Origin of the sequence: Streptomyces orinoci (assembly GCF_003121295.1) — a bacterium.
In the GTDB taxonomy this organism is placed as follows: Bacteria; Actinomycetota; Actinomycetes; order Streptomycetales; family Streptomycetaceae; genus Streptomyces; species Streptomyces orinoci.
This window is the reverse complement of record NZ_PHNC01000011.1, coordinates 100,047-116,335: the sequence shown is the minus strand read 5'-3', so window position 1 is coordinate 116,335 and position 16,289 is coordinate 100,047. Positions and strand designations below refer to the sequence as shown.

Annotated in this window: 16 protein-coding genes and 2 pseudogenes; 7 read left to right on the top strand and 11 right to left on the bottom strand. The window is 71.0% G+C overall.

Going from position 1 to position 16,289, the window contains the following annotated elements; translation table 11 throughout:
- Positions 1 to 8: 8 nt before the first annotated feature.
- The 6 genes from CV755_RS09205 (at position 9) to CV755_RS34155 (ending at position 6,410) form a co-directional block, all read left to right on the top strand.
- On the top strand, positions 9 to 707 hold the full coding sequence (locus CV755_RS09205; RefSeq protein WP_109279678.1) for a hypothetical protein: 699 nt from the start codon (positions 9 to 11) through the stop codon (positions 705 to 707).
- Positions 708 to 959: 252 nt separating this feature from the next.
- Positions 960 to 3,038: a sensor histidine kinase gene (locus CV755_RS09200; protein ID WP_153068624.1), complete on the top strand. Its 2,079-nt coding sequence runs from the start codon at positions 960 to 962 to the stop codon at positions 3,036 to 3,038.
- A 79-nt stretch (positions 3,039 to 3,117) separates the two neighbouring features.
- Positions 3,118 to 3,831 carry a response regulator transcription factor gene (locus tag CV755_RS09195; protein ID WP_109279676.1) on the top strand — a complete coding sequence of 238 codons (714 nt, stop codon included), beginning with the start codon at positions 3,118 to 3,120 and terminating at the stop codon, positions 3,829 to 3,831.
- A gap of 187 nt (positions 3,832 to 4,018) precedes the next feature.
- Positions 4,019 to 4,717 carry a glycoside hydrolase family 75 protein gene (locus tag CV755_RS09190; protein ID WP_109279675.1) on the top strand — a complete coding sequence of 233 codons (699 nt, stop codon included), beginning with the start codon at positions 4,019 to 4,021 and terminating at the stop codon, positions 4,715 to 4,717.
- A 132-nt stretch (positions 4,718 to 4,849) separates the two neighbouring features.
- Positions 4,850 to 5,881, top strand: coding sequence for a carbohydrate binding domain-containing protein (locus tag CV755_RS09185; protein ID WP_109279674.1), 1,032 nt, complete (start codon positions 4,850 to 4,852; stop codon positions 5,879 to 5,881).
- Between the two features lie 73 nt (positions 5,882 to 5,954).
- Complete coding sequence (locus CV755_RS34155) at positions 5,955 to 6,410, top strand: hypothetical protein (protein WP_153068623.1); 456 nt, start codon at positions 5,955 to 5,957, stop codon at positions 6,408 to 6,410.
- 88 nt (positions 6,411 to 6,498) lie between these two features.
- On the opposite strand, the gene CV755_RS09175 is transcribed toward CV755_RS34155, so the two are convergent.
- The 3 genes from CV755_RS09175 to CV755_RS09165 form a co-directional block, all read right to left on the bottom strand.
- Positions 6,499 to 7,320: an SPDY domain-containing protein gene (locus CV755_RS09175; protein ID WP_109279672.1), complete on the bottom strand. Its 822-nt coding sequence runs from the start codon at positions 7,318 to 7,320 to the stop codon at positions 6,499 to 6,501.
- A 16-nt stretch (positions 7,321 to 7,336) separates the two neighbouring features.
- Positions 7,337 to 7,627: a hypothetical protein gene (locus CV755_RS09170; RefSeq protein WP_109279671.1), complete on the bottom strand. Its 291-nt coding sequence runs from the start codon at positions 7,625 to 7,627 to the stop codon at positions 7,337 to 7,339.
- Positions 7,628 to 7,741: 114 nt separating this feature from the next.
- Positions 7,742 to 8,095: an SPDY domain-containing protein gene (locus CV755_RS09165; RefSeq protein ID WP_109279761.1), complete on the bottom strand. Its 354-nt coding sequence runs from the start codon at positions 8,093 to 8,095 to the stop codon at positions 7,742 to 7,744.
- 514 nt (positions 8,096 to 8,609) lie between these two features.
- Here CV755_RS09165 and CV755_RS09155 point away from each other — a divergent pair.
- Positions 8,610 to 9,782, top strand: coding sequence for a PP2C family protein-serine/threonine phosphatase (locus tag CV755_RS09155; RefSeq protein WP_109279669.1), 1,173 nt, complete (start codon positions 8,610 to 8,612; stop codon positions 9,780 to 9,782).
- Between the two features lie 128 nt (positions 9,783 to 9,910).
- On the opposite strand, the gene CV755_RS09150 is transcribed toward CV755_RS09155, so the two are convergent.
- From CV755_RS09150 to CV755_RS09120, 8 genes and pseudogenes are all read right to left on the bottom strand, one after another.
- Positions 9,911 to 10,969: an MSCRAMM family protein gene (locus tag CV755_RS09150; RefSeq protein ID WP_109279668.1), complete on the bottom strand. Its 1,059-nt coding sequence runs from the start codon at positions 10,967 to 10,969 to the stop codon at positions 9,911 to 9,913.
- A 37-nt stretch (positions 10,970 to 11,006) separates the two neighbouring features.
- Positions 11,007 to 11,303 (bottom strand): DUF317 domain-containing protein, encoded by a 297-nt coding sequence (locus tag CV755_RS35955; protein WP_241561071.1) that lies wholly within the window; start codon positions 11,301 to 11,303, stop codon positions 11,007 to 11,009.
- A 212-nt stretch (positions 11,304 to 11,515) separates the two neighbouring features.
- A pseudogene (locus tag CV755_RS35950) lies at positions 11,516 to 11,704 on the bottom strand (DUF317 domain-containing protein); the annotation flags it as partial.
- Positions 11,705 to 11,899: 195 nt separating this feature from the next.
- Complete coding sequence (locus CV755_RS09140; protein WP_338323638.1) at positions 11,900 to 12,379, bottom strand: hypothetical protein; 480 nt, start codon at positions 12,377 to 12,379, stop codon at positions 11,900 to 11,902.
- A 21-nt stretch (positions 12,380 to 12,400) separates the two neighbouring features.
- Positions 12,401 to 13,272, bottom strand: a pseudogene (locus tag CV755_RS09135) (SPDY domain-containing protein).
- A 36-nt stretch (positions 13,273 to 13,308) separates the two neighbouring features.
- Complete coding sequence (locus CV755_RS09130) at positions 13,309 to 13,938, bottom strand: HAD family hydrolase (protein WP_109279666.1); 630 nt, start codon at positions 13,936 to 13,938, stop codon at positions 13,309 to 13,311.
- Positions 13,935 to 15,077, bottom strand: coding sequence for an MFS transporter (locus tag CV755_RS09125; RefSeq protein ID WP_109279665.1), 1,143 nt, complete (start codon positions 15,075 to 15,077; stop codon positions 13,935 to 13,937). Before CV755_RS09125 ends, CV755_RS09130 begins: the two co-directional genes overlap by 4 nt.
- Complete coding sequence (locus CV755_RS09120) at positions 15,074 to 16,285, bottom strand: ATP-grasp domain-containing protein (protein ID WP_109279760.1); 1,212 nt, start codon at positions 16,283 to 16,285, stop codon at positions 15,074 to 15,076. Before CV755_RS09120 ends, CV755_RS09125 begins: the two co-directional genes overlap by 4 nt.
- Between the last annotated feature and the right edge of the window lie 4 nt (positions 16,286 to 16,289).

The window sequence follows — 16,289 nt, the reverse complement described above, 5'->3', positions numbered from 1 at the left end:
AAACGCCTATGCGCGTTCGCGTCGCCACCACCGCCCTCGGCCTCACCGCCGTCGCCCTCCTCGCCCTGCCCGCCTGCTCCACCCACCCCAGCGAGGCGAAGCCCGCCTCCCCCTCCTCCGCCCACACCGGCACCCCGGCCGCCGCCCAGCCCAGCAAGGCTCCGCTGTCATCGGCCGCGCTGGAGACCCGCCTGCTCGACGAGAGCGACCTCGGCACCGGATACACCCGCAAGCCCGAGACCCCCGCTCAGCATGATGACGTCACCGTCCTGGGCTGCCCCGCCCTGAGCAAGCTGGGCGCGGACGCGGCAACCGGCGGCTCGCTCGACTTCCCCCGCCAGGCGAAGGCGGCCTTCACCTACAGCGGCGGCAGCGACTCGGAGATCTCCGAGGAGCTGTACAGCGACACCCCCGCCAAGCTGTCCGACGGCACCGGCCGGATCTTCGACGCCATGACCGGCTGCCCGGCGTACCAGGTCCTCTCCGGCAGCAGCGCGATCGACGTCACGGCGCAGAAGACGGCCTCGCCCCGGCTCGGCGACGAGCAGTGGAGCCAGCTGCTGACCTTCTCCGCCGGCGGCCAGGACAGCGTCGTCAAGCAGACCGCGATCCGCGACGGCAGCCTGCTCCTCGTCGTCTCCGGCGCGCCGGCCCTGGTCGACCAGCACCTCGGCAAGGCCCTCGCCAAGGCGTCAGCAGCCCGCTGACGCGCTGTCCTCCGACCCCGAGTTGGACTCTTTGCCGCGGCAGAGCCGGAACACTGCACTATTCACCCGGGCCTCGCAGATCCCGGCCGTGCCGTGGCCGTCCGGTGGCAGCAGGGAGGCGACTGGATGACGTTTGCCCGCTGACGTTGCGGGCCGGTCTTCGACAACCTGAACAGCGGCGGTTGTCTCCGTGCGAGTGAACGCCGGTTGTGTGCGCGTGGCCAGAGGCCGGGATTCGCAAGCATTCCTGATGTGGATGACGCATTGGCCTCGCCCGCCGCACGAGTAAGGACGGCCCGATCCGCGGGCGGCACCGTGGCGTTCCTGGGCATCACGGCGCTCGCCTTGGTGGCCGTCGGGACTTCCGTGACGGGCGTCGCGTTGACGGTGATGTACCACGTCGAAAGGCACCTGTCGTTCGTGAGGGCCTTCCCGCACAACCTGCTGCTCGCGGTATGCCTAGCGGCGGCGGGAGCGCTGGTCCTGCGACGGGACCGGCGGCATGGTGCCGGCTGGGTGCTGCTGCTGGTAGGTGCTGCGTTCGGGATCATCGGCCTGGCGAACGTGCTCGGGAATCTACGTGACTTGCATGTGCCCGCCGGCGACGCCGTGTCCTTCCGCCTGCGCAAGATTCTGTACGCCGTGGCAGCCTTTACCAAGGATGGGGGCTTGGCCCTCCTGCCGCTGTGGTTCCCGGCCCGGCTGCTGCCAGGCCGCCTCCGGCAGATCACTGTGGCTGCCGTCTGCACCGCCTACCTCGCCTACCTCACGCCGTTTGTCTGGTACTGCTTGCACGCCCCGGACGAACACTGGCAGGCCGCCGAACATCACCCGCTGTGGGGCCAGTTGGGCGCCTTGATCGTCTGGATGTCGCGGACCATGGCCGCAGCCTTCACTGTCGGGCTGGCGCTGCGGATCCGACACTGCCAGGGGCTGGCGCGGCGTCAGCTGGGTGTGCTGCTGATCTGCTTCGGTGTGTACTGGGCCGTATCGATCACGGACATGCTCGGCCAGCAGTTCTTCCACGTCCGTAACCCTGCCTGGCTGGACTTCGCCACAAGCGGCCCGACCGTTCTCGGGCTGGCATTGATGTCGGCCTCGGCCCTGGCCCGCGATGACCTCACCAAGCACGATCGGATGCTGCGTCGCCTCCTGGTCATCGTGGGCCTGGGAATTGGGCTCTTCGCCAGCTACCGGGCCCTGTTCGCCGTGGGGCAAGCGCTGTACCACGGGGAACCAGCGACCAGCGCAGCCTTCGCTGCCGCTCTGTCGGTGCTGGCGTTGCGCCCGCTGGCCGCGTTGCTGTGGCGGGCTGTCGACTGGCTGTTCTACGGCCGCCGTGCCGGCCCGTACCAAGCGGTGCGGACCCTGGCCGGGCAGCTGCGCGAGCGATCCAATGCCGACGAGGTCGCGGAATCGGTATGCCGTACCGTGGTCGAGCGGCTGGGCCTGCCGATGGCCCTGCTCAAGGCATACACCCGCAATGGACAGCACCTGCTGGCCCATGTGGGCCACGGGTCCCCGGACATGGTGCTGTGCGAGCTGCCGCTGTGGCACCACGGTGAATTGGTCGGCGAGCTCGCAGTCGCCTGCCGGCCTGGGTACACCGGGCTCGATGGCACAGACCGGTCCGTACTCGAGGCACTGTCCGATCAGGTCGCGCCGGTTGTGGCTGGACTACGGCTGCGTGAGGAACTGCGGGCCAGCCGAGAACGTGTGGTGACCGCTCGCGAGGAGGAACGCCGCCGCCTGCGCCGGGACCTGCACGACGGCATGGGACCGGCGCTCGCCGGCATCCGCCTCCGCCTGGAGACGGCCGCACTGCACCTCGGCGCCGACTCCGCCGCCACAGAGCTGATCGGCCAGGCTGTTGAACAAACCGCCGCGACGTTGCGCGACGTGCGGCGGATCACCGACGATCTGCGGCCCACCGAGGTCGACGACCTGGGCTTGAGCGCAGCCCTGGAGCAGCTCGCCAGCAGGCTTTCAGGGCCACAGACCCGCATCACCGTCGCCGTTCCCGCGCAGTTGCCGGCGCTTCCCGCCGCGACAGAAGTGGCTGCCTACCGGATCGTCGCCGAGGCCCTGACCAACGTTGTCAAGCACGCCAACGCCGACCGTGCCGAACTGCGCGTGCGAACGGAGGGTTCCTGGCTGGAGTTGGACGTGGTGGACAACGGGGCGGGCATTGCCGTGTCGGCGAGTACCACCGGGATCGGCTGCCGGTCGATGACCGAACGCGCGGAGGAGATCGGCGGCCAATGCACCATCGCTCCGGCCTCCTCTGGCGGTACTGCCGTGCGCGTACGACTTCCCTCGCAACTGCCCTAGCACCGCCGGGCACGCCAGTCATCGCTGCCACTGCGGACACCTCCTCTCGATCACCAGGTGCGCGACCTTGGAGAACCCTGTGACGGACACACAGATCACCGTGCTCGTGGTCGATGACCACCCGATGTTCCGTGCCGGCCTGCGCATGGCCCTGGAGACGGCACCCGACATCCGCGTCGTCGGGGAAGCCGGCACGAGCGCGGAGGCGCTCACTGCTGCCGGACAGCTGCGTCCGCGGGTCATCGTGATGGACCTGCACCTGCCGGACGGCTCCGGTATCGACGCCACCCGCGCCCTCACGGCCCAAATCCGCCCGCCCGGCAGGCCGACGGGCCCGCTTGCGGAGGAACCCGACGCCCCACGCCCAGACGCCGCCTGCCCAGCAGTGCTGGTCATGACGATGTCCGAGGAGAGCGACACCGCGCTGGCCGCACTGCGGGCCGGTGCACGCGGCTACCTGCTGAAAGAAGCCGGCATGGCCGAGACCATCAACGCAGTGCGCGTCGTGGCAGACGGTGGCGCCTTCGTGGGGGCACGGATGGCCGAGCTCCTCATCACCTGCCTCACCACTAGCCCCCAGCCGGCGCGCGAATCCTTCCCAGGACTCACCGAACGCGAACGCGACGTCCTCGCCTTGCTGGGCCGCGGCCACACCAACGGCCGCATCGCCCACGACCTGGGCCTGAAGGAGAAGACCGTCCGCAACCACGTCTCCAATATCTTCGCCAAACTCCAGGTCAGCGACCGCACCACAGCCGCGATCCGTGCCCGGGACGCCGGCCTGGCCGACTGACGAAACAGCCCGCCCGGCCCGGGACACGACCGGGACATCGCCGGGACAACCGGCTCAGGTGGCCGGGACGCCGGGACGCCGATTCTCTCTACAACCCCGTCAGCGGCCGGAGTTCACAACCAGCCGGTCCCGCCCCGGCGGATCAAAGACCACGAGATCGCGAGAATCCATGACCCCGCCTGCCCGCATGACTTGGCCGCGCCTGGCCATCACCGCCGCCACCGCCCTGCTCAGCCTCACCTCCCTCGCCCTCCCCACCCATGCCACCACCGCCCGGCACGCGGCCATGGCGCCGGACAACGGGGTCCCCTCCGCCGCCGACCTGCTGGCCGCGACCGCCACCTGCCGCCAGGTCTCCCACGGCGCCTACCACAACGCCATGACCAAGGCCCCGGTCCCGGTTTGCGGCGGCGCGAACGGCGCCTACTTCTGGACCTCCTCCATGACCATCGACTGCGACGGCCAGCGCACCGCCCAGTGCAGCGAGGCGACCGACAAGCACTTCAGGAACGACACTGCCGTTCACCGATCCGACCACCAGCCCTTCGACGCCGCCGTCACCCCGTATGTCGTGCTCCCCTGGCACAGCGCCATCTGGAACTACACCACCGCCGGCATCCGCCCCGGGGACGTCGTCGCCGTCATCTACCAGGGCCAGGTCGAATACGCGGTCTTCGGCGACACCGGCAAGGAAGAAAAGATCGGCGAAGCCTCCTACGCCACCGCCACCGCGCTGGGCATCAACAACAACCCCAACACCGGCGGCGCCCGCGAAGGTGTGACCTACATCGTCTTCCCCCACACCCGGCCCGCGGTCATTGAGGACCACGACCAGGCCGTGGTCAACGGCCGTGCCGCAGCAGCCGACTTCGCCCACCACGGCTGATCCGCCTCAAGCCGACGTCGCGCCAGGACACCGGGACCCGAACCCGGACATCGGGGGGCCTGGCGCGGCGTCACCCAACAGCCATCCCGGTTCCGCTCCCGACACTGCCCCCAACGCTCTCGGAGAACATCTATGCCGCCACTTCGCACCCGGCTCGCACACCTAGTCGGCCGCGCGGTTCTCGCCACGCTCCTTACCGCGCTGGCCGCCCCGCTCGCCGCCCCACTGGCCTCGGCAGCACCTGCCGTCTCCTCCCAGACGGGTGGGCCGATCAGCCGCTGGGAGGTCATCCAGCGGGCCAAGACCTGGACCGACGCCCACGTGCCGTACCTCTCGGATGACAGCCCGCGCCACAGGAAGGACGGCTACCGTACCGACTGCTCGGGATTCGTCTCCATGGCCTGGCACCTGAGCACCGATGACGGCGGTCCGGCCACCTGGCAGCTTCCCAAAGTCGCCGACCCCATCTCCAAGGACCAGCTCGCCACCGGCGACATCCTGCTCATGCTCCCTCCCGCGCCCGGTGAACCAGGCCACGTCGTCATCTTCATCGCCTGGACCAACGCTGAACACACCCGTTACGAAGGCATGGAAGAAGCAGGCGGAAACATCAAGGCCGCCGTCCAGCGCGAGCTGTCCTACCCCTACTCCGGTGACGGCGACTACCGTCCGTACCACTACCGGAAGATCACGGACAACGCCCCGTCGCAGAACCTGCTGAACAACGCCGACTTCGAGGATGGCGGTGGATGGTCCATGACGCCGGGGTCCAACCTCACCACCTACTGCGACAGCAAGGCGCACAGCGGCCGGTGTCACGGCGCTGTCAACACCGGCTCGCTCAACCCCGCCCAAGGCCCCTCGTTCTTCCAGGACATCTGGGGCGGCCGCATGGAACCCGGCACCACCTACACCTTCACCCTGTGGGTCCGTCCCGAGAACAACAAGCCCTACCAAGGGCACCTGGCCCTGTGGGCCCTCGGCGACGGCACCGCAGACCACACGGAAAACGCCTTCACCGCCCAGCCCGGCACATGGCAGAAGGTCACCGTCACCGAACGCATCCCTGCCGACGGCTTCCACCACCTACGGGCCGAGATGTACGAGAACACCCCGCACGACACCCTCGATGTGGACGACGCCACCGCGACCGTCCACTCCTGACGGGCGAACGCTCAAACCGGACCCGTCCTCAACCATCACAGGCCAATATGGCCACACCAAAGGAGAAAAAGGCATGTCCATGCTCAAGCGCACCGGCACCTTCCTCGCCACCGCCCTCGCCGCCGCCACCGTCTGCACCGCCCCCACACTCGCGAGCGCCCACGCCGCAACACCTGCCGTCACATCTCGCGTTCTCGCCGGCTCACCGAGCCGAGGCGCTGAGGCTCGGCTGGCAGCAGTGACGGAAACCTGTAACAGCCTGAACAACGGCAAGCTGTGCCTGAAGGTCAACGGATCGACCGTCGGCGTGAGCTACCACAAGACCTCAGGCGGACACATCACGGCCCGCTTCAAGTACACGTTCCGTGGTGAGGACCACTGGGACAACGGCTGGTTCACCCAGTATCCGAACGAGACGAAATCCTTCGCGTGGGACAACCAGAGCCTGGGCTGTGGGGACATCATCGGTCAGCTCGTCGTGGATGGAGAGCGAACCTACTCGACACCGCCGATCAATCCCTGCGGCTGAGTGCCGGATCGGCTCTCCTTAAGCCCGGCCTCCCCACAATCGGGGGAGGCCGGGCTTCGTTCATCGGGTCCAGGGCGATCGCCGGCGCTCAGCAGGCCGGGGCGCGCAGGAGCCGGTCCCTGGTGCTCTCCGGCAGCACCCGGCGCAGGACCGGTGCGGTCGAGCTGAGCGAGGCGGCGAACGCGGCGACAAGATCGTGCGGCACGCTGGCCGCGAACGACGCCGCCCACAGGCACGGTGCGCCCAGCACGGGCTCGGCCCATGCCTGCCATCCGGCCGGCCCCTCCGCGTCGGCCTCGGCCACCAGGGTGCGCGGGTCGGCGTCCTGGATGAGGGGCGGTACCTCGCCGAGGCTGAGGTGGGAGGTGAAGGTCGCATCCGTCGCTGCCGCGTTCGGCTGGTCGATGTCGCGCAGCCAGCCGTGGGCGGTGACGGCGTCGAGGACCAGCTCGGGCCCGCCGAGCGGCTCGGCGGGCCCATCGCGGGCGTCGAGTGCGAGGAGGAAGTCGGCCAGGACCTCGCCGGGGACGTCGGGGGTGAAGTAGGCCGACCACTGCGCGAGCGGACTGCTGGTGTCGGCGCGGGCGCACACCTGCCAGGCGATCGGCAGCTCGCCGAGGTGGAACGGCTCGTCGGCAAGCGTCCACTGGGCCCACCGCAGGGTGTCGGGGCTGATGTGCAGGACGGTGCTGCGCAGGACCTGACGGTCCTCCGGAGCCTCGTCCGGCTCCTGGCGTCCACGGACGATCGCAAGGCTCGTCCAGCCCAGGCCGGCGAGCGTGTCGGCGACCGTGTCGTAGAGGCGCTGGTCGTCACCGGCCAGGTGCCGGGGACCGACCCAGTACGCGCGCTGGGAGCTTTTCCCGGCCGGCGGATCGAGGGGAAGGTCGGGGTTCAGGGGCGCCTCCAAAGGCTTCGGTGCGGCTCTACTTGCCGCGTGCGGTGCGGCGTTGACGGCGCGGGGGCGCCTGGACGGGAGAGTGCCAGGTCAGGGCGACGGCGACCTCGGGGGGCAGATGCCCGAGCTGGGATTGCGGATCCCGCACCTCGGCCAGGTAGACCACGGGCTGTCCTGCCTCGTCCGTGGCCTGGACGACCTGTTCGAGGCGGTGCGCCATCGGGAAGAACGGGTTCATCGCCAGCCGCAGCGCAATACCGCGGTCGAAGGCGGACAGGTGGTCGATGAGATCGCCGACGGTCATCTCCGGGTGCTCCACGGAAAGCCTCCTTGGCTTCGGGTACGGGGTTGCTGGGGGCGGCAAAGTGTCGCGCGACGGGGCGCGGGACGGGTGCGCGTACCGGTCGGGGGGCAGCCGGGGCCGGTTGCGCCCTCACAGGGGCCGGGAGGTATCCAGCACCCTGGCCACGGCGGCGGCGACTATCTCGGCCGGTGTCTCGGTGTCGAAGGAGATGCTGTATCCGGGGACCTTGGCCGTGCCGGTGACGGCGATCTTCCAGCCCTCCCCGTCCGTGCCCGGGCGGCCCTGCGGGAACCAGCCGCAGTAGAAGCGGCCGTCCTTCGAGCTGACGTGGACGTCGGCTCGGTCGTCGACGACCAGGTTGAAGTCGGCGGCGGAGAACTGGTCGATGACGAGTGTGGGCTGGCCCGGTCCGAGCCGCCACTCACGCAGCCGCAGGGCCTCGACGGTGGTGGAGAATCCAGGGCTGACGGGAGCTACGGTCACGGCGATCACCTCTCTGACCTGCGATCTTCTGCGAAGAGGTCGTCTACGTTGACATGCCCCTGCCCGCGTTGGCCAGTCTTTCGTGGATCTTTGCTGTCTGCCCCAGGCGAACTGCGACGGCCCCCTCCCGCTCGCCACCGGGAACCAACAGATCGCGGTAATCACCCTCAAGGCGTGTTCCCTGAAGGAACAAGACGGCCGTTCCCCGAGGGAACAGACCGCGCGTTCCCTGAAGGAACAACTCCGAGGTGCCTTGGCCGTCGCGGGACGGGCGAGCTCCGTCGTGCAGCAGGCACCCGACCTCGTGGTTCCGGTGATCAACGTTGCCATGAGCCTGGACAAGGCATACATCGTCGCCCAGGAAGACATGGCACGGGGCACCTCCGCCGCGTGCTGCTGGGCGGCCGGTGTTCCTGCCTCGTCCTGGCGCCGGCGGTGAGTCGGGGTGTCTGACCGGTCTGGAGCCGGGTGGGCGCGGTGGCTGGCCGGCACCGAAGGGGGCAGGGTGGAGGGCATGGGCTCCCGGGAGCGCTGGCTTGTCTGGTGGCAGGCGCGGCAGGCCAGCCGTGTGATGCTGGTGGTCCCGGTCGTGCTCGTCGTGGTGATCACGGTGGTGGACGTCAGCGCTCCCGCGGATGTCCACCTGGGTCCGGCGCTGGTGATCGCGCCCGCGCTGATGGCTTCGTTCGCCGGGCCCCGGATGACCGGGCTCATCGCGGCCCTGGCCCTGGCGGCCCAGCTGGTGATCGCCGTGTTCCACGGCGGCCTGTCCACGGCCAACCACATCGTGCAGCTCGTCACCCTGGTGGTGCTCTCGGTCCTGGCGGTGTCGTTCTGCCTGGCGCGCGAGCGGCGCGGTGCGCAGCTGGCCCAGGTGCGGTCGGTGGCCGAGGCGGCGCAGCACGTCTTGTTGTGGCCGCTGCCGCAGCAACTCGGGCCACTGAAGGTGGCGTGCCTGTATCTGGCTGCCGAAGATGAGGCGCAGATCGGCGGTGATCTGTATGCCGCCACGCGCACCGAGGGCGGTGTGCGGGTGCTGATGGGCGATGTGCGGGGCAAGGGCCTGTCCGCCATCGGCGAGGCAGCCGTCCTGGTAGGGGCCTTCCGCGAGAGCGCGCATCAGCGCGCCACCCTGCCGGAGCTCGCTGCGGCCCTGGAGGAGAGCGTGACGCGCTACCTGGCCGACTTCGAGCCGGCCGAGGAGGCCGGGGAGCGCTTCGCCACTGCCTTGCTGCTGGAGGTTCCCGACCACGACCACGTCGCCCGGATGACCAGCTGCGGCCACCCCCCGCCCCTGCTGATCAGCCGAGGTCGTGCCGTCACCGTCCCCAGCCTGCACCCCGCGATCCCGCTGGGGATCAGCGGGAGCGGCCCGGCGGACTACACCGTGGAAGCGTTCTCCTTCGAGCCCGGCGACACGCTCCTGGTCTACACCGACGGATTCATCGAGGCCCGTGACACCGACGGCCGGTTCTTCCCGCTGGTGGAGCGGGCGGCCTGCTGGGCCGACTGCGCCCCGGAGGTGCTTGTCCACGACCTGCGGCGCGACCTGCTCGCCCACGTGGGCGGACGCCTCACCGATGACGCCGCCCTCATCGCACTCCACCGCGAACCCGCTCCTCGCCCGCGCCGCCGCACACGGCTCCTGCATGCTTCTGGGCTGCCACATCGACCGGATGGCCCGTAGAGGTTGGTCGGCGAGGGCAACGACCTGGCCCCATCCGATCGGGGCTGCGCCTTGCATCGGTTGCCAGGTACGCGGCAGGCCCCCGGGAAGATTTCCCGGGGGCCTGCTGGGCGAAGTGGTCGTGGGGGTTAGCGCGTCTGGTCGCCCGTGTCCTGCTCGGGCTCCGTCTCGGGCGCAGCTCGGCGGCGGGCGGCGACGACGCCGATGCCTCCGGCGAGCAGGAGTGCGGCGCCGCCCAGCAGCCACAGGGAGGCGTCGGCGCCGGTGTGGGCGAGGGAGCCGGCCGGGGCGTTCGGCGTCGCGTCGTCCGCCGTGCTGGCCGCCGGGGCGGGCGAGGAGTCGGCCTCGGGCGTGGCGGAGGCGGTCGGGGTGGGCGTGGGCCCGCCAGGGGTTGCGTGGTGGCCGTGCTTGTCTGCGGGCGTGGACGGGGTGTCGGTGGGCTTGTCCGTCGCCTTGCCGGTCGGGTCGGGTGTCGGGGTGGCCGGGGTCTTGGTGTTGGTGATGGTCACGGTGACCGGAGCTGCGGGAGCGGCGGTGAAGGTCTTCACCGGCTTGTAAAGGTCGTAGTCGGCGGGGGCCTTGATCTCCTTGACCCAGAACTCCTGCTTGCCCCTGGAGATAGGTAGTTCGCCGGAGGCCGTGCCGCCCGGCCCGGTGGTGAGAGTGAGCACGGTCGCATCCCCCGTGCCGATGGTCACGGTGGCGCCGGGCAGCAGCGTGCCCGTCTTGTCGTCCTTGGCCGTGACCTGGACCTGGGCAGCCTTGAACGAGTCGTTGATCGTCACCGGGGCGGTGGCGCCGGGGGTGACGATGACGTCCTGGTCGGCGACGATGTCGAGCAGCGGGCTGCCGGAGGCGGTCTCCTTCAGCCGGTACACGCCAGGAGCGAGGCCAGTGAAGGCCAACGCCCCGTGGGCGTCGGTCTTCCCGCGTCCGGCCTCCTGGCCGGTGGCATCGAGCAGGAGGAACGAGGCGCCCTGAAGGACGTTCCCGGCCGGGTCCTTCGCGGTGATCGCGACACTGCCCGCATCGGGTGCGGGAGTCGCGGCGGAGGCGGCGGACGCGGTGGAGGTGGGTGCCGGTGCGGTCGGCTGGGCGGTGGCGGCCGGCGCCCAGGTGAGCGTGCCGGTCACCGCGGCGGCGATGGCGGCGGAGCGGACGGCGCGGCGGACGATGCGGGCGTGCACGAGGAAGGGGGCTCCTTGATCGGTGTGAGGGCGGGGGTCAGCCGGTTCGGCCCGGGGCCGGGCCCGCAGGGGGCGCGGCGGCCGGCGAGGAGGCCGACGTCCGGTGGGCCGCCGTGGCCGTGGCGAGGTAGAGATGGCGGCGGGTGTGGAAGGGGACGTCGGCCACGGTGCGGCGGACCGGCTCAGTGGAGATCAGCGAGGCGGTGAAGGCCGCCACCAGCGTGGCGGGCGCGCCGAAGGAGAAGTGGGCGCGCCAGTGGGGTTCGCTGGGATATCCGGCCCAGGCCGTCCAGGTAGGGGTGTCGGTGCCGGTGGTGGCGTAGCGGTGCCGCACGCCGGCGAGAGCGTCCGGGGCGTGGAAGAGCTGGGTGCCGTCGGTCTTGACCTGGTGGCTCCAGCCGTGGGTGAGCAGCGGCGTGTATGCCTCCTGCGGCGCGGTGTCGTCCTCGAACAGCCGGTCTGGTCGCTGTGGCGGTCTTCGAGGTAGAGGTCGAGCAGTTCGGTGTGGACGTCGTGCAGCAGCTCGATCGGGGTGGTGGCCTCGAAGGTGATCTGCCAGGTCGGCGCAGCGAACGGGACGCGGTTGGCGGCGATGGTCCACTTGCCCTTGCCGGGACTGTCGGGTTCGGGGACGAATCCGGTCCATAGCCGCAGGCAGGGGCTGGTGGCCAGGGCCGGTCCCTTCTCGGGCTGGTGCAGTGACCAGTCCGTATCGAAGGGGAAGGGCCAGGCCACTTGGAGGTCGGTGGGGCCGGAGCCTGCCAGGTGGCGGGGCAGGACCTTCACTTCCCTGTCGGGCGCAAGGTGATGGAAGGGGTCGGACGACACGGGGCTCCTGTCTGTCAGGAAGGGGCGCGCGGAGCAGCGGGCAGCGGGGGCGGAGGAGTCCGCGGGGTGCTGTGGGCCTGGGTGGGTGGAGGGGCGGGGTTGTCAGCGGGCGCGGCCGGCGCGGGAGGGCGGCGGGGATGGGGCCTTGCTGGCGGTGCGGCCCGTTGCCCTGCTCGGTGCGGACTGCTTCCATGCGCCGGGGAACCAGATGGTGGTGTACTGCTCGATTGCGTGGCGCAGTCCGCTGGTGTGGGCGCCTTCCCATGGCACCCAGTCGGGCCGGTCCCGGAACTCCTTGAACGTGCCGTACCCCGCGTGCTGGGGCGTGCGGCCATGCGTCGCGTCGCGGTGGTCGAAGGTGTGGTGGTCTTCGAACCGCAAGACGGCGACGTCGAGTTCGCCTCGGTCCTGGTGGACGGTGGCGAGCCGCAGGCCGTCGTACTCGCCGGTGCGGATGGTCCGGGAGAAGTCGATGCGCAGCCGGAGCGGGCCGGGGGTGGGGGTGGCGTAGTAGGTGGCGCCGATGACGACGTGGTCGGCGAAGGGCAGGCTCAGTTCGGCGAAGAACTCGCGGGCGTACATCGGCACTTGGGTGTCCCGGGGTCAGCGGCGCGGGCCTGGCACAGTCGGGCGGCTGGTGGTGCTCCAGCGTGGGACGCTGGCGGTGGTGGTCAGGGCGGCCGGTCGGCGGGCGGTAGCGCGCTGGACATCCAGCGGTGTCGGGGTCGCCGGGCGTGGCGGGGCGATGGGGGTGAGCTGGGCCATGCCCTTGACGTAGCTGAAGGTTGCCTCTCGCCACCGCGGTAGCGGTGCGGGGTCGGATACGCATTCGGTGACGGCGGTGAGCAGCGCTATGAGGGTGTTGGTGCTGGCGGTGGCGTACCAGGCGGGACGGTCGATGCTGGTGCCGGCCCACAGCTGCCAGCGGGCGTCGCGGGTGGTCAGCTCGGCTTCCGGATCGAGGCGTCCGGTGGTGAACTCCAGCCCTGCGTGGCCGTCGGGCGCGTGGATCGCGAGGACGCCCAGCGGGGGTGGTCGATCTGCCAGCCGCGGCTGATGAGGGGGACGACGACGGCGAGGAACGGGTCGCGGTCCGCGCTGCCCGCCTCCGGCTCGGCGAGATAGGCATCTGGGCCCTGCTGGTACGCCTCGGCGAGGGCGGTGGTGAACGCGGTGACGAATTCCGTCGGACAGGAGTCGTTGAAGCACACTCCCCAACTCGGCGCGGCAAACGGGTCCTTGTAGGCGTTGATGCGCCACAGGCCGTCGTCCTCGCCTTCTGGCAGGTAGCCCAGGCGGACGGTGCCGTCGGGGGAGTTCAGGTAGGCGTTGTGGAGGTCGTCGTGGTCCAGACTCCAGCCCAGGTCCAGCAGCGGGGCGAGGGCGGGGTCGCCGATTCCGGTGGTGCCGGCGAGATAGCGCGGGGAGACGTAGACGTCCCCGTCGATGGAGGAAAGGTCATCGTGGGAGAGCACGCGGCTCCTCAAAAATGGTGTCGGGCGTGGGGTGGGTCAGCCGGTGGGCAACAGTGCTGCGTCCAGATCGGCGGGCCGGCCGGTGTAGTGGAGCGTGCGCAGGCCCAGGCGGCGGGCGGCGTGGCAGTTGTCCGCCCGGTCATCGACGAACAGCACGCGCTGCGGGTCGACGGCGCCGGTGGAGGCCAGTGCGTGCCGGTAGGTGGCCGGGTCGGGTTTGCATGCCTCAAGCCGGGCCGAGTACAGGGCCTGGGTCATCAGGCGGCGCCAGGGGTGGGTGTCGAGGACGTCGCTGAGGTGGCCGGGTGCGTTGGACAGCAACACCATTGGCAGTCCTGCCTGGTGGGCGCGGCGCAGGACAGCGACGACGTGGTCGTCGGTGGTGGTCCACATGGCGGTGTCGGCGGCGCGCAGTTCGCGCAGCATCCGCGGGCTCGGATGGTGATCGAGGACACGGGCCCAGTACGCCAGGTCGCTCAACTGGCCTGCGTCGTAGGGCTCTCGGGCACTCCAGAAGGCGGTCTGGAAGGCGGTGAGGTCCTCGGTGGGCCAGGCCGCGGTGCGGGCGAGGTGACACCACTGGCCGGTCGTGGGCTGCAGGCCGATGACGCCGTTGTAGTCGAGGATCACGGCATCGAGGCCGGGGTGCGCGGTGTTCGGGTTCAAGGGGCGGGGTGCTCCAGGGCTCGGTGGGCCAGGGCGGCGACGGCGGCTGCGAGCAGGGCGGGCAGCAGCAGCGCGGTGGGCAGGGTGGTGATGCTGGCCAGGGCGCCGATGAGGGCGGGGCCGGCGAGCAGGCCGAGGTAGCCGAGGGCGGCGACCGTGGCCACGGCCCTGGGGCCCCCGACTCCGGCGGCGGTGATCAGGCAGGGGACGGTGATGGACAGGCCAAGGCCCAGGGCCGTCCAGCCGGCCAGCGCCAGCGGCACCGTGGCGGCCAGGACACCGGTGGTGAGCCCGGCCGCCGCCAGGAGCGCGCCGGCACGGACGATGGCAGGAGCGCTGAAGGCTTGGGTGAGGCGGTCGCCGCTCAGGCGTCCGGCCGCCATGGCCGCGCTGTAGAGGGCGAACGCGGCAGCGCTCACGGCTGCAGGGGCGCCCAGGTGGTGCAGGTGGACCGCGGCCCAGTCGGCTGCCGCCCCCTCCGCCAGCAGGCTGGCGGCGGCCAGCGCGCCCAGCAGGCACAACGTCCTTGCGGAGAGCACCGGTTGCGCCACGGGCGACACCGGGACCTGATCGGTCCCGCTGAGGGAGCGGGTTACCGGAGTCGCGGCGAGGGCAAGGCCGGCGAGGAACACGCCGGTGATGAGGAACAGGGTGTGGTGCGGGGTGTGGGCGGTGGCGGCGGCCAAGGCGGCGCCGCCGAGCGCACCGAGGGAGTAGGCGGCGTGCAGGCCGGACATGATCGGCCGGCCGGCGGCGTTCTGGCAGCGCACGGCAGCCGAGTTGGCGGCCACGTCCGCCACCCCGTGGGCGATCCCGAAGGCCCATGCCGCCACCAGCAGGGCGGCCAGGGTACGGCACTGGCCCAGCAGGGCAAGGCACCCGGACAGGGCGACGGCGCCGGTGGTCAGCAGAGCAGGAAGACGGTCGGGCCGGGCCAGCCGGCCGCCGGTCTGCAGGCCGGTGACCATGCCGAGCGCGGCGGTCAGCAGTACCAGCGCCAGGTCTGCGGTGCTCAGGCGGGCGGTCTGCTGGACGGCCGGCATCCGGGCGCCCCACACCGCCATCACCACACCGAGACCGGCGAAATACCCGGTCAGCAGGCGACGGCTGGTCCGTACGGCCGCGGGTGTGCCCCTCACGCGTCCGGCCCCCTACCGGCGGCAGGGGTGAGCTGGATGGTGAGGGAACCGGCTGCCTGCTCGGCGCGGGCGCGTGCCAGATCGCCGGTGGGCCCGGTGGTGATCAGGTAGCCGATCCGGGCGGTGAACATATCCCCGCCGTCCGCCGGCAGCAGGAGCTGGTCACCGGGGTGGTGCTGGATGTGGATGCGCTCCAGCCACGGCGGGCGGGCACCATCGAAGCGCAGCTCGGTGAGGGTGCCGGAGGTCTCGGGGTAGAGCAGGTGGATCACGGCGGCCGAGGACCTGGTCGGGGTGAGGTCGGGGGCGCGGTCGCAGGCGATGTCGGCGGCGGCGCGCGGCAGGTCGATGCCGGTGGCGAGGCGGACCAGGTGGCCGATCATGTCGCCCGCGATGCGGCCGTTGACCTCCACCAGCCGGGGCCGGCCGTCCACGAGTCGCATCTCGACGTGGCTGACGCCGTCGGTGATCCCGAGCGCGCGGATTGCGGCCCGCGCAACGGGGGCGACCACATCGACGAGCGGGTCGGCGGCGTCGACCGAGTGCGCCAGCTCCTCGAAGAACGGCGGGGCACTGACCGTCTTGCGGGTGACCGCGACGACGGTGGTCTGGCCGCGGTGGGTGACGCATTCGACCGAGACTTCGGGCCCGTCGAGGTACTCCTCGACCAGCACGCTTCGGTTCTCCAGCCCCCGTCCGGCCGCCCGGTCGGCGAACTCGTACGCCGCGTCGAGCTGCTCGGGGGTGTCGACGCGGATCACGCCGATGCTGGCCGCGTGGCTTGCCGGCTTGAGCACGACCGGATACCCGATCTGTTCGGCCGCCGCCTGAGCCTCCTGGAGGGTGCGCACGCTCACCGAGGCGGCCGAGGGCACCCCGTGGCGGGCGAACAGGGACCGGGAGGTGGCCTTGTTGCGGCACGCCTGCATCACCTCCGGCGCGGTGGTGGGAAGGCCAAGCCGGCGAGCGAGGCGGGCGACGGGGACGAGGTACCACTCGGTCCAGGTGAATACCCCGGCCAGGTCGTAGCGGTCGGCCAGGGTGCGGCCTGCAGCGAACAGCGCCGCCTGGTCGGTCGGATCGGGCACGACCACGCAGTCACGGATGTACGGGACCTCCCACGACGGCTCCTCGCCGGTGATCAGGACGACGTCGTAGGCGGCAGCCACACTCTCCAGGCAGTAGCCGCGATACGCCTCGGCTTCCATGTCG

Bases quoted from the DNA above. Each gene is read 5' to 3' on its own strand.
- CV755_RS09205 (WP_109279678.1), top strand. From the start codon at position 9: ATGCGCGTTCGCGTCGCCACCACCGCCCTCGGCCTCACCGCCGTCGCC.
- CV755_RS34155 (WP_153068623.1), top strand. From the start codon at position 5,955: ATGTCCATGCTCAAGCGCACCGGCACCTTCCTCGCCACCGCCCTCGCC.
- CV755_RS09155 (WP_109279669.1), top strand. From the start codon at position 8,610: ATGGGCTCCCGGGAGCGCTGGCTTGTCTGGTGGCAGGCGCGGCAGGCC.
- CV755_RS09140 (WP_338323638.1), bottom strand. From the start codon at position 12,379: ATGTACGCCCGCGAGTTCTTCGCCGAACTGAGCCTGCCCTTCGCCGAC.
- CV755_RS09120 (WP_109279760.1), bottom strand. From the start codon at position 16,285: ATGGAAGCCGAGGCGTATCGCGGCTACTGCCTGGAGAGTGTGGCTGCC.
- CV755_RS09190 (WP_109279675.1), top strand. From the start codon at position 4,019: ATGACTTGGCCGCGCCTGGCCATCACCGCCGCCACCGCCCTGCTCAGC.
- CV755_RS09185 (WP_109279674.1), top strand. From the start codon at position 4,850: ATGCCGCCACTTCGCACCCGGCTCGCACACCTAGTCGGCCGCGCGGTT.